At 73.0% G+C, this 12,143-nt stretch carries 11 protein-coding genes and 1 pseudogene; 5 read left to right on the top strand and 7 right to left on the bottom strand.

Annotated elements, in window-relative coordinates; genetic code table 11:
* Nucleotides 1–158: 158 nt before the first annotated feature.
* A complete protein-coding gene (locus tag ACSMXO_RS01290; protein WP_455416425.1) occupies nt 159–572 on the bottom strand; it encodes a TetR/AcrR family transcriptional regulator C-terminal domain-containing protein in 414 nt (137 codons plus the stop codon).
* A 6-nt stretch (nt 573–578) separates the two neighbouring features.
* Here ACSMXO_RS01290 and ACSMXO_RS01285 point away from each other — a divergent pair, with 6 nt between their 5' ends.
* Nucleotides 579–1,211, top strand: a complete 633-nt coding sequence (locus ACSMXO_RS01285; protein WP_455416424.1) for an ABC transporter permease — start codon at nt 579–581, stop codon at nt 1,209–1,211.
* 43 nt (nt 1,212–1,254) lie between these two features.
* On the opposite strand, the pseudogene ACSMXO_RS01280 reads toward ACSMXO_RS01285, so the two are convergent.
* The 4 genes and pseudogenes from ACSMXO_RS01280 to ACSMXO_RS01265 all read right to left on the bottom strand — a co-directional run.
* Nucleotides 1,255–1,401 (bottom strand): annotated as a pseudogene (locus ACSMXO_RS01280) (aldehyde dehydrogenase family protein); the annotation flags it as partial.
* A gap of 30 nt (nt 1,402–1,431) precedes the next feature.
* Nucleotides 1,432–2,052: a DUF305 domain-containing protein gene (locus ACSMXO_RS01275; protein ID WP_346262584.1), complete on the bottom strand. Its 621-nt coding sequence runs from the start codon at nt 2,050–2,052 to the stop codon at nt 1,432–1,434.
* Between the two features lie 76 nt (nt 2,053–2,128).
* Nucleotides 2,129–3,016, bottom strand: coding sequence for a DUF1996 domain-containing protein (locus ACSMXO_RS01270; RefSeq protein WP_346262583.1), 888 nt, complete (start codon nt 3,014–3,016; stop codon nt 2,129–2,131).
* Between the two features lie 253 nt (nt 3,017–3,269).
* Nucleotides 3,270–4,325 (bottom strand): cation diffusion facilitator family transporter, encoded by a 1,056-nt coding sequence (locus tag ACSMXO_RS01265; RefSeq protein ID WP_455416423.1) that lies wholly within the window; start codon nt 4,323–4,325, stop codon nt 3,270–3,272.
* Nucleotides 4,326–4,458: 133 nt separating this feature from the next.
* Between ACSMXO_RS01265 and ligA the strand changes: the two genes are divergently transcribed.
* Nucleotides 4,459–6,759 (top strand): NAD-dependent DNA ligase LigA, encoded by a 2,301-nt coding sequence (gene ligA / locus ACSMXO_RS01260; RefSeq protein WP_455416422.1) that lies wholly within the window; start codon nt 4,459–4,461, stop codon nt 6,757–6,759.
* A 9-nt stretch (nt 6,760–6,768) separates the two neighbouring features.
* Here ligA and ACSMXO_RS01255 read toward each other — a convergent pair whose 3' ends face one another.
* Nucleotides 6,769–7,566 carry a putative protein N(5)-glutamine methyltransferase gene (locus ACSMXO_RS01255; protein ID WP_455416421.1) on the bottom strand — a complete coding sequence of 266 codons (798 nt, stop codon included), beginning with the start codon at nt 7,564–7,566 and terminating at the stop codon, nt 6,769–6,771.
* A 274-nt stretch (nt 7,567–7,840) separates the two neighbouring features.
* On the opposite strand from ACSMXO_RS01255, the gene ACSMXO_RS01250 reads away from it, so the two are divergent.
* Nucleotides 7,841–8,572, top strand: coding sequence for a hypothetical protein (locus ACSMXO_RS01250; protein WP_455416420.1), 732 nt, complete (start codon nt 7,841–7,843; stop codon nt 8,570–8,572).
* Nucleotides 8,573–8,778: 206 nt separating this feature from the next.
* Nucleotides 8,779–10,014 (top strand): sodium:proton exchanger, encoded by a 1,236-nt coding sequence (locus ACSMXO_RS01245; RefSeq protein ID WP_455416419.1) that lies wholly within the window; start codon nt 8,779–8,781, stop codon nt 10,012–10,014.
* Nucleotides 10,015–10,421: 407 nt separating this feature from the next.
* Here ACSMXO_RS01245 and ACSMXO_RS01240 read toward each other — a convergent pair whose 3' ends face one another.
* Nucleotides 10,422–11,654, bottom strand: a complete 1,233-nt coding sequence (locus ACSMXO_RS01240) for a cytochrome P450 (protein WP_455416418.1) — start codon at nt 11,652–11,654, stop codon at nt 10,422–10,424.
* Nucleotides 11,655–11,785: 131 nt separating this feature from the next.
* Between ACSMXO_RS01240 and ACSMXO_RS01235 the strand changes: the two genes are divergently transcribed.
* Nucleotides 11,786–12,127, top strand: coding sequence for a DUF952 domain-containing protein (locus ACSMXO_RS01235; RefSeq protein ID WP_455416417.1), 342 nt, complete (start codon nt 11,786–11,788; stop codon nt 12,125–12,127).
* Nucleotides 12,128–12,143: the final 16 nt, after the last annotated feature.

Raw genomic sequence — 12,143 nt, 5'->3', positions numbered from 1 at the left:
AAATCGGGGCCGGCCTCGGGGAGAATTGCTGGTCAAATCTGAAATATCGGACTCTCGATTCCGGCGACTCTGCCGTCGCGCCGGCCGGTCCCGGTCCGGCCGGGACCCGTCACGCGCCGACCCGGTGGCGCTGCCGGAACCCAGCCGACCCGGTGCCGCTATCGGCACCCCGGTGCCGGAGGTACGCCGCCGGGCGGGGCACCGATGAAGACGGCAATCCCGTCCAGCATCCGGCTCAGCCCGAACTCGAAGAGCTTGTCGATGTCGAACTCGAACTCTGCCTCGGCGATCCGGGCCAGCGTCGGAACGGCCCCGGAGGCGAAGATGGCGGCCAACGCCGACCCCTGGCTCGCCATCCACTCCTCGTCGGTCAACCCGGTCTCGTGCTCCGCCTCCGACTCCCAGACCAGGCTGGCCGCCATCCCGTGCACGTAACTGGCGACCGCGACCGAGAGATAGAACATCGTGGGCGGGTCGAGCCCGAGTCCGTCCACCGCGCTCATCGTCCAGTCGGTGTGCGCCATCCCCCTCGGTGAGAGCATCGGCCGGGTCAGCGACATGGTCTGCTGCACCCACGGGTGCTGTTCGGCGGCGCCGTCAGCACCGGCATGGAGTACGTGAGCTGGGTGGTGCCGGGGGTGATCCTGCTCTGCACCGGATTCGGCGCGGCCACCACGGCGGTCAGCGTCACCCAGGACATGGCGGGCGGGATCACCGACCGGTTCCGGGCGATGGACGTGAGCGGCGCCGCCGTACTCGGCGGGCAGGTGGCGGCGAGCGTCGCCCGGAACGTCCTGGCGACCGTCCTGGTCTTCGGGGTCGGGTTCGGCATCGGGTTCCGGCCGCAGGCCGGGCTGGTCGAGTGGCTGGCCGCCGCCGGCATCCTGCTGGCGTTCGTCGTCGCCATGTCCTGGTTCTCCGCCGCCGTCGGGCTGCTGGTGCGGTCGGTGGAGGCGGCGAACGGCTTCACCTTCTTCGTGATGTTCCTGCCCTATCCGAGCAGCGCGTTCGTGCCGATCAACTCCATGCCGAGTTGGACCCGGGGCATCGCCGAGCACCAGCCGCTCAACCCGGTGATCGAGTCGCTGCGCGGCCTGCTGCTGGGTACGCCGGTCGGGGCCAGCCCGTGGATCGCCCTGGCCTGGTGCGCCGGCCTGCTCGCCGGGTCGGTCGCGCTCTCGGTCGTGCTGTTCCGGCGCCGGACCGGCTGACCGGGTCCGCGCCGGAGGGGCCGGAGGGGGCGCCGGCCCGCAGCCGCGCGGCGACCCGGTGTGCCCGGCCCAGGTCCCGGGTGAAGAGCACGGCGGAGAGCCCGTACGGGGTGTCGTCGGCCAGCCGCAGCGCCTCGGTCTCGTCGTCGAACGGGATGACCACCGCGACCGGCCCGAACACCTCCGCGCGGAGTACCCGGGCCGGCGGAGATCCGGGACCTCAGCCCCGCAGTTGGCCGAGCTGGGTCAGGTAGGCGGCGCCGGTCCGGGCGATCGCCCCGGCCAGGCTGGTGGTGTCGGGGTCGGCGCCGGAGCGCTGCTCGGCGCCGGCGACCCGGACGGACTGCTCCAGGTGCGCCCGGAGGTACTGGCCGAAGAGGCGCCGGAACTCGGCTTCCGGGACCGCGCCGAGCGCGGTCAACTCGGCGGCGGTGACCATTCCGGGCATGTCGTGCCCCTCGTGCGGGTTGGTCTTCGGCGCACCGGAGCGGTCGAGTAGCCGCCGGGACCGTTCCAGGTCGGCACGGTGGGTCTCCCGGACCCGGGCGGCGAGCTGGCGCACGGCCGGGTCGGTGGTGCGCGCCGGCACCAGGTCCAGCAGGGGCAGCACCCGTTCGTGCATGGCGACGGCGAGTTGCAGCCAGGCGATGTCGGTGCCGTTGAACCGGCCGGACGGGCCGGGCGTACCCGCCGGGCCGGTCGGTCGACCGGTGGTGACCGGCGCCGCGCCGGTGGACGTACCCGAAACCGGCGGTGGTGCGGCGGCGGAGCCGGCGCAGCCGCCGGCCAGCAGCACCGCGACGAGCAGCGCGGCGGCCGGTACGACGGCGGTGGGCCTCATCTCCGGGTCTCCTTCTCCGGTCGCCTGTGGGCGGGTGGACCCGGCCGGAGCCGGATCCACCCACGGAGCCCCACGATCAGCTCGGGCGGCCGTCCGCACCGCACTTGATGACGGGACGGATGCAGTCCCGGACCCGGCGGAGCATCTCGGCCTCGGGCCAGGCGTTGAAGAAGTCACCGTGCATGGTGAAACCGCCGCCGGAGGCGAGCCGGAACCGGGCCGGGTCGCCGTTGACCGGATAGCGCAGCACCTGGCGCAGCTTCGGCACCGCCACCGGGTGGCTGGCCGGGCAGGCCTGGTTGACCGGGTACGCCATGTGGCTCTTGTGGTCCGGCGAGTCGAGGTCGCGGCCGTTCCAGCACTGCGGGAAGTCGAGGTACGACTCGATCATCGTCCCGGCAGGACAGTTGACGAAGTCCTTGGACGCGCCGACGTGCCCGGCGTGCAGGCAGGACCACCGGGAGATGGTGGTCGAGTCCGGAGCGGTGGCCCGGGCGTTGCCGGCCACGATCCGCAGGCCCAGCGGCAGGGGCTGGGTGTTGGCGACGATGTCGCTGCGGACGCCCTCGCCGAGGTAGTAGAACGTGACGATGGCCGGTTCCACCGGGACGTTGTCGGCGTAGAAGGTGGGCACCCAGTAGGACGAGACGTCGACCCGGGGGTTGCAGGTGGTGTCGGAGTTCAGCAGGTCGGCCAGGTTGGTGTGGGCGTTGGTGGTGGTCGCGCCGAAGAAGCTGTGCATGTGCGAGGCGCCGGGCAGGCCCGGGAAGATGATCGGGTCGTCCGGCAGCCGGTGGCTGTACGGACAGTCGGCCAGGAACTCGGCGACCCGGACGACCCGGGCCTCGGCCGGCTCCGCCCGCTCGATCACGGCGTAGCCGCCGAGCAGGGCGAGCAGGGCGCCGAACAGCGTCACGATTCTCAGCCGGCGGCGCAGCGCGTGCAGGGGTGCGGCCCTTTCCATGTGGGCACTCCTAGCTGGTGAGCGGCCAGCGAGGGTTCCGGCGCCGCCGCCGAAGGCGTCGGAGGTCGCTGGCCAGACTGGTGGTGGTCTGCCCTCGTTCGAGGTGCGAGAGAGCGCTCTCTCTCCTCCACCAGCTTGAGCCCGCCGTCGAAAGCTGTCAATACTTCCGCCCCGAACCACTCCATCCGGTCCATCCCGGACCGACTCCGCCCCGGACCGCTTCCGCCCGGAGGGCCGGGCCCGGACCGGCCGGTCACTTCGCGCGGCGGGTCGGGTCGAGGAAGACGTACCGGATCGCCGGGTTACGCGCGATCAGCCGCCGTTCCGCCTCGTCGGCGGCGACCTCGATCTCCGCCCGGCTGGCGTCGTCGGCGAAGTTGACCTTCACCGCCACCAGGATGTCCTCCGGGCCGAGTTGCAGCGTCATCAACCGGTCCACGCCACGCAGGTCCGGCACCGCCGCCAACTCCTGCGCGATCTCCGCGCGTACCGCCTCCTGGGCCGCCCGGCCGACCAGCAGCGCGATGTTGTTGTGCGCCAGGGTGATCGCCACCACCAGCAACAGCACGCCGATCGCGATCGAGGCGATGCCGTCCCACACCGGGCTGCCGGTCAACTCCGACAGCCCCACCCCGATCCCCGCCAGGAGCAGCCCGATCAGCGCCGCGCTGTCCTCCAGCAGCACCGCCTTGATCGTGGTGTTCGGGGTACGCCGGGCCACCCGCAGCCAGGGGAGGCGCCAGCGGGCCGCCCGGCGGCGCAACTGCCGGACCGACCGGGTCAGCGAGATGCCCTCGGCCACGAACGAGACCACCAGCACCGCGTACGCGACCGTGGGGTCCAGATCCTCGTGCCGCTCCTGGATCGCCTCCACTCCCTGGAAGATGGAGAACCCGGCACCGATGACGAAGGTGACCACGGCGGCGACGAACGCCCAGAGATAGCTCTCCCGGCCGTACCCGAACGGGTACTGCGTGGTCGGTGGCCGGGCGCCCCGGCGCAGCGCGATGAAGAGCAGCAGCTCTGTCGTGGTGTCGGCGACCGAGTGGGCCGCCTCGGCGAGCACCGCCGCCGAGCCGGAGACCACCCCGGCGATCGCCTTCGCCACCGCCACCGCCAGGTTGGCCAGACCCGCGATGATCACTGTGCCGACGCTCTGGCTGCGCTGCGAACGCGACGAGCTGAGCGGGCCCCCCTGCGACCAGGGCGTCTCGCCAGCGGCCCGGCCCTCCTTGTACTGCCTACTCCGGGCGCCGTCCGGCCCGGGTACGCCCGGCTCGTCCCCCCGACTGCGCGTCGGCTCGGCCATGAGGTCAGCCTAGGTGCCGGCGCCGGGCCCATCCGGCGGTTGTCTGGAGTCCGGCGGGACTGGGGCGGCGCTTCGTCGTACCCGGTCTCTAGGCTGAACGCCGAGCGTGCGGGCCTGACGGGAGGGGGACTTCGTGGCATACGAGGCAGTGGGGACGGCGACCGACGATCGGCCTGAGCAGCCGGGCGGGGCCGATCCGGTCGAGCCGGTCGTCGATCCGGTGGACCCGGTGGTGGACGCCGCGCTCGCCGAGCCGTTCCCGGACCGCCCGGCCTACGAGGCGGCGATCGCCGAGATCCGCTCGGCCGCGGCCGCCTACTACAACGGCGCGGACCTGGCGATGGACGACGCGACCTACGACGCGCTGATGGCCCGGGTCGTCGCGACCGAGGCCGCCCAGCCGGGCTGGAAGACCGACGACTCGCCCAGCGAACTGGTGGCGGCCGGCGCCGGGCTGGTCGGCGACGTCGTGCACAGCGTCCCGATGCTCAGCCTCGACAACGTCTTCGGCGAGGAGGAACTGGCCCGCTGGGCGGCCCGGCTCGACAAGCTGCTCGGCCGTCCCGCCGCCGGCTACACCGTGGAGCCCAAGATCGACGGCCTGGCCATCGCAGCCCGCTACGTGGACGGCCGGCTCACCCAGGTCGCCACCCGGGGCGACGGGCTGGCCGGCGAGGACGTGACGCCGCAGGCCCGGCGGGCGGCCGGCCTGCCGGAGCAGCTCGGCGAGCCGCTGACCGTGGAGATCCGCGGCGAGGTCTACATGACCGACGAGGACTTCGCCAAGGCCCAGGAGATGCGCACCGGGCACGGCGAGCCGGCCTTCGCGCATCCGCGCAGCGCCGCCGCGGGCACGCTGCGGGCCCAGGACCGGGCGTACGATGCGCCGCTCTCCTTCCTCGCCTACGCGGTGCACGGCCTCGACGAGGCCGACGGGGCGCCCGAACCCCGCCCGCACTCGGCCACCATGGCGTACGTCGAGAGCCTCGGCGTCGCCACCACCGCCGGTTCGCCGGCCGGGATGCCGCTCTGCACCACCATCGAGGAGGTGCTCGCCGTGGTGGAGTCGCTCTACGCCCGCCGGGGCGAGCTGGGCTTCGGCATCGACGGTGCGGTGATCAAGGCCGACCACCCGGCCGACCGCGAGCTGGCCGGGTCGGGCACCCGGGCACCCCGCTGGGGCATCGCCTACAAGTTCCCCGCCGACACCCGCACCACCACACTGCTCTCGATCGAGGTGCAGGTCGGCCGGACCGGCGTGATCACCCCGGTCGCCGTACTGGCACCGGTGCAGGTGGGTGGGGTGACGGTCACCTCGGCCACCCTGCACAACTTCGACGACCTGGTCCGGCGCAACGTCCGGGCCGGCGACACCGTCTTCGTCCGGCGGGCCGGTGACGTGATCCCCGAGATCACCGGCGCCAAGCTCGACGAGCGGCCGGCGGACTCCACGGCGTACGAGCCGCCGACCCGGTGCCCGCGCTGCGACGGCGAGATCGACCGCTCGCAGAAGCGCTGGCGCTGTACCCAGGGCCGGGCCTGTGGTGCCCGCGAGTCGCTCTCCTACTACGCCGCCCGGGACTCGATGGACATCGAGGGGCTGGGCAGCAAGATCATCGACTTGCTGGTCAGCGCCGGCATGGTCACCGACCCGGCCGACCTCTACGACCTCGACCCCGGCACGCTGGCCACCCTGGAGCGGCTGGGCGAGACCTCGGCCCGCAAGCTCGTGGCCAACATCGAGGCGTCGAAGCGCCAGCCGCTCTCCCGGGTGCTCACCGGCCTCGGCGTACGGATGACCGGCCGGTCGATGTCCCGCCGGCTCGCCCGGCACTTCGGCACCATGGAGGCGCTGCTCGCCGCCTCCGTCACCGACCTGCAGGAGGTCGAGGGGGTGGGACCGGAGCGGGCCGTCACCATCGCGGCGGAGCTGGTCGAGCTGGCCCCGGTCGTCGAGAAGCTCGCCGCCCGCGGGGTCAACATGACCGAGCCGGGCGTTCCCGGCCAGGCCGCGACCACCGACGGCGACGGCGACGTGGCTGTTCCGACCGCGACCGCGCTACCGCTGCGCCGGCCGGACGGCACCCCGATGACGGTCGTGGTCACCGGTTCCGTGCCGGGACTGACCCGCAACGAGGGCAACGAGGCGGTCGAACGGCTCGGCGGCAAGTCGTCCGGCTCGGTCTCCAAGCGGACCGATCTGGTGGTGGTCGGTGAGGGCGCGGGCAGCAAGGCGGAGAAGGCCACCAGCCTCGGCGTCCGGGTGATGCCGGCGGAACGCTTCGCCGAGTTGCTCGCCGCACACACCACCGGGGACGCGACGACGATCGCCGACATCCTGGCCGAGGCGGAGGCCGAGCCAGAGCCGAAGGCCGAGCCAGAGCCGAAGGCCGAGCCGAAGGCCGAGCCGGAGCCGGCAGCCTCGGTCGGCTGATCGGGGCGGTCAGCGGCGGCCGACCACCACGGTCGCCGGCAGCTCGTCGTCGGTGACCACCGCCGGGGCGAGGTCGGCCCGGTCGAACACGGCCATGGCGATCTCCGCCTGCTCCAGGCTGGTCTCCAGCAGCAGATGGCCGCCGGGGACGAGCCAGTCCCGGGCTCCGGCGGCCACCCGGCGCAGCACGTCGAGGCCGTCGAGGCCGCCGTCCAGCGCCACCAGCGGCTCGTGCAGCCGTGCCTCCGGCGGCAGCAGTTCGACCGCCTCGCTGGGCACGTACGGCACATTCGCCACCAGTACGTCGATCCGGCCGCGCAGCCGGGGCGGAAGCGGCTGGTACAGGTCCCCGGCGTACACCCGGCCGCCGAGCGGGGCGAGGTTGCGCCGGGCGCACCGGACGGCGGCCGGTTCGATGTCCACCGCGTACAGCACGACGTCGTCGACCAGCGCCGCGACCGCCAGCCCGATCGCGCCGGAGCCGCACGCCAGGTCCAGCACCGTCGCGCCCGGCCGGGCCAGCGCGGCGGCCCGGCGGACCAGCAGTTCGGTACGGCGGCGCGGCACGAAGACTCCCGGGTCGACGGCGACCCGCAAGCCGCAGAAGTCGACCCAGCCGACGATGTGTTCCAGCGGCAGGCCGGAGACCCGCCGCTCGACCATGGCCAGCAGTTCGGCCCGGCTCCGCGCGGCGGTACTCAGGAGTTCGGCCTCGTCCTCGGCGAAGACACAGCCGGCCGCCCGGAGCCGACGGACGACCTCCGCGCGGTCCGGTGTGGAGGCGGGAGTGGAGGTGGGTGTTAACACGTACAGCCTTTCGGAACGCCTGCCGGCGTTCTCCCGGCTATCGCGACCCGACGTGCCCCGACGAGGCCGCCGAGCCGCGGGATGGGAGCACCCGGCCGATCGACACGGAAATCGGTCCCACCTCCTCCGGTCGCGGCGACTGAGGCTCTCAACGTACCCCACGGGCAGCACGGCGCGGGCGGGCCGGGCGGCGGCGGGCGGCGATCTCCCGAATTCGTGCCGTTGCGGTCGCGGACCGTGGCCGGCGGTCACCGGCGGCCACACAGTTCTTGGCATGACCTCGCCTCGTAGCCACCTCGCCGGGCGCCTCGTCGCCCTCTCGGCCCTCGTCCTGTTCGGCGCCGGCTGTGGCGTCATCAACACGGTCCAGAACGCGGTCGACACGGCCAACACGCTGGGAAACTTCGCCGACCGGCTGGGGAAGTCCGCCCAGCTCACCTTCACCGCCGAATACAAGATCGTCGGGGAGGAGGCCGGCCAGCGGGAGACCGAGACCGTCACCCTCACCCAGCAGCCGCCCGACTCGGCGCTGAGCACCCCGGACGGCCGGCTCATCTTCACACCGGAGCACATGATCATCTGCTCCGGCGACGAGTGCCAGAAGAGCGCGAACACCACCGCCGCGACGACCCCGGAAGCCGGGATGGTCGCTGCGGTCGCCGGCCCCGGCTTCGTCACCCCGGAGCTGGCGCTCGGCCTGGTCGCCGCCGCCGCGATCGTGCCGAACACCGACGTGCGGACGACGGAGCGGAAGATCGCCGGGCAGGACACGCTCTGCGCCGACGTCACCGGGGTCAGCGACCCGCAGGGCGGCACCGAGGGGACCCTCGACAAGCTCACGGTCTGTGTCACCGAGTCCGGCGTACTGGCCTCGTTCGTCGGCCGGACGGACAGCGGTGAGCAGGCCGCGATCGAGCTGGTGAAGTACTCCGAGAAGGTCGACAGGACGGCGTTCGCACCGCCGGCCGGCGCCACCGTGGAGGACGTGTCCCAACTCCAGTGGTGACGGCCTCCTGAAACCGGTACGCCCGTCAGGGACCGGCCCCGAGCAGGGCCGGTCCCTGACCGTATCGGTCCGGAGATCACCTCCTCCGGCCGCCTCGCCGGTCGGGAGGGCTGCTCGCCGGCGGCGCCGGGCCGAGCCATCTCGGCGATTCCGCCCCTACCGTCCGCCCCGGTCCGGCAGGCTCGATGCCAGGCGGGGGTGGCGACGTGCGGGTGGGACTCGATGTCACGGTGTCCGCCCGGGGCGTGGCGACCCGGGTCGGCCTCGCCGTGCTGGCGGCCCTCCCGGCCGTGGTGATGCGGCTGGCCGGCGTCCACCTGCCGGCGATCGCCGGAATGGCGGTCTTCGGGGTGGCGGTGCTGTCGGCGGTCGCCCTGCTGATGTGGGCCTCCGAGGTGGCCCGGGTCGACCTGCCCGGGAGCCTGGCGCTCGCCCTGCTCGCCCTGGTGGCGGTACTTCCGGAGTACGCGATCGACATCTACTTCGCCTTCGCCGCCGGCTCCGATCCCGAATTCGCGGCGTTCGCCCTGGCGAACATGACCGGGGCCAACCGGCTGCTGATCGGGGTCGCCTGGCCGCTGCTGGTCTTCGCCGCCATCTGGGCGGTACGCCGACGCGGGCAATCCGGCGACCGCAACGGCGTGAGCCTCTCCGCGCACCGCCGGACCGAGACGATCTATCTGCTGATGGCCACCGTCTACGCCCTGGTGATCCCGTTGACCGGCCGGCTGGCCTGGTACGACAGCATCGTCCTGGGCGCCCTGTTCGCGCTCTACCTCTCCCGGATCGGGCGTACCGAGCACGCCGAGGAGGCGCTGGTCGGGGTGGCCGCCACCCTCGCCAGAGCACCGAAGAGGCGCCGCCGGCTGACCGTCGCCGCGCTCTTCGGTACGGCGGCGGTGGTGATCCTCAGCGCGGCCGAGCCGTTCGGCAAGTCCCTCGTCGAGGCCGGTACGGCGCTCGGCATCGACGAGTTCCTGCTCGTACAGTGGCTCGCCCCGGTCGCCTCCGAGGCACCCGAAGTGATCGTGGCGATCGCCTTCGCGCTGCGCGGTCGGGCCGACGACGGGCTCGGCGCGCTGCTGGCGGCGAAACTCAACCAGTGGACCCTGCTGATCGCCTGCCTGCCGATCGCCTTCTACCTCGGCGGCGGTGAGTTCGCCGGGCTCCCCCTCGACGCGCGGCAGACCGAAGAGCTCTACCTGACCACCGCGCAGACCCTGCTCGGTGTCGCCGTCCTGGCCGACCTGCGGATCTCCCGGATCGAGGCGGCGCTGCTGTTCCTGCTCTTCGCGGTGCAGTTCGCCGTGCCCACCCAGGCGGTCCGGTACGGCGTCGCGTTCGCGTACGCGGTGCTGGCCGGAATCCTGCTGGCCCGGCACCGCCGGGAACTGCCCGCCCTGGTCCGGGCCAGCTGGCCGACCGGCCGGGCCCGCCCCTGAGCCCGCACACATCCGGGTACGGCCCGCAGCGGAACCCGCTCGGGCCGTACCTCGGGTCTCGACTACAGGTAGCCCTTGGCCTCCCGCTTGGCGACCATCGGTTCGGCCCCCTTGCCCATCTTCTTCAACGCCTCCCGAAGCTGCTGCTCGCTCATCTTCGAGCTGCCCTGGATACCTGCCTCGTGAGCGCGTTGGCGCAGGTCATGAAGTTCGTCCCGATCAGCCATCTCAAACCTCCCAGTTCCGCCGACGAGGCGCCGCAGCCGGCGCCGTCCCGGACGGCTGGCTTCCCCCGACAGTGGCCGCCAAACGGGGCGCCCCAGGCGCCGCCGTCAGGGCGACCTCCGACCGCCGGCAACCCCGACGCCTATCCGGCCCGCGCCTTCCCGGCCGGCCGAACGTGGCGGTCACCCCCGGACGAGGACGAAGCCGCTGCGCGGCCGGGTCGGTACCCGGCGCAGCGAGATCCCGAGATCCTGCTCCGGAACCTGGTAGTCCAGGTCGGCCAGCCGCCCGCTGAGCGTGGCCAGCAGCGCCACGGTCGTCGTCTCGCCTGGACAGCGATGGCCGGTACGCGGATCACCGCCACCCTGCGGCACCAGCTCGAACGCGCCGATCTCCCGACCGAGGAACCGCTCCGGGTCGAAGACGTACGGGTCCGGCCACAGCTCCGGGAGGTGGTTCTGGCCGTACAGGTCGAGCAGGACCATCGAGCCGGCCGGAATGGGCAGGTCCCGCCAGGCGAGGTCCCGTACCGCGTGGCCGGCGAGGAACGGCGCGAACGGATAGAAGCGGCGCACCTCGTGCCCGAACGCCGTGACGTAGTCGGCGCTGCCGGAACGGAGCCGGGCCCGGAGTTCCGGCCAGCGGTGCAGAGCGTGTGCCGCGAAGCTGACGAACCAGCAGACCGCGACCGTCGGCCGGACCAGGTTGAGGATCTCCACCGCCGCGAGCCGGGGATCGAGCTGCTCGCCCTCGGCGTCCCGGTAGTGGGCGATCACGTCGAAAGCCGATCCGGCGTCGACGACCCGCCGTCCCTGCCGGACCTGCTCGACCAGCTCGGCCAGCCAGCGTTCCCGTCGGCCCCGTGCCTGCCGGGCACGCCAGTGCCGGGGCCCGAGGGTGCCGAAGCCGTCCACCAGCGCCACCATGTCGGCGGCCACCGTGGCGACGTCCGGCTCGGCCAGCGGCACTCCCACCCACTGGCAGACGGCTCGGGCGAGGACCCGGCTGACCTCGTCGAAGAGTACGACCGGCTGCCAGGGGGGCCAGCGGTCGACAGTCTCGTCCCAGGCCGTGCCGGCGTACCGCTGGAGGGTGGTGATCGCGTCGGGGGTGAGCAGCGACGTGAAGATCGCCTTGCGGTGCCGGTGGTCGGCACCGTCGAGGGTGTGCACCGCACGCCGGCCGAAGAGGGTGTCCTGGACCGGGCCGGGGATCGCTCCGTGCCGCCGGATGTGCGCCTCGTCGTAGAAGAACCGGGCCGCGTCCGGGCCGCACAGTCCCACCGCCCGCTGCCCGAGCAGCCTGGTCTGGACGGTCTCCGTCCGTTCCCGACGGCGGAGGTTGGGCAGCCAGCCGTAGCCCTCGACGGCCAGCCGCAGCGTGTTGTCGATGAGCAGACCGGGACGCGGAGGCATTTGTGTTTCATGCCCCGGCGAACCGCGACTAAACCGGGTCCGGCGGGGGCCAGGGGCTGGGCCACCGTCCGGCGGCCCGCCCCCTGGTACGGCCTATCCGGGCAGCTTCCGGGGCCGGTACAGTCACGAGGGTGATCTTCCACATCGCCGAGGAGTCGGACTGGGCGGCGGCGCAGGTCTCCGGCGACTACCGGGTCTCGACCCGGGGCCGCAGCCTCGCCGACGAGGGCTTCATCCACGCCTCCCGCCGGGGCCAGGTGCTCAGCGTGGCCGAGGCGGCCTACGCGGACGCCGGCCCGCTGCTGCTGCTGCGCATCGACCCGGACCGGCTCTCCTCCCCGGTACGCGACGACGAGGTCGCGCCGGGGATCTTCTTCCCGCACATCTACGGCCCGATCAACCTCGACGCGGTGGTGGACGTGACGCCCCTGGAACGAACCGCCGACGGCGGGTTCGTGATGCCGCCCGGTTGACGCGCGGTGCTCGGCC

The sequence above is a fragment of the Plantactinospora sp. DSM 117369 genome (assembly GCF_053764795.1).
This window is presented reverse-complemented; position numbering and strand designations above follow the sequence as displayed.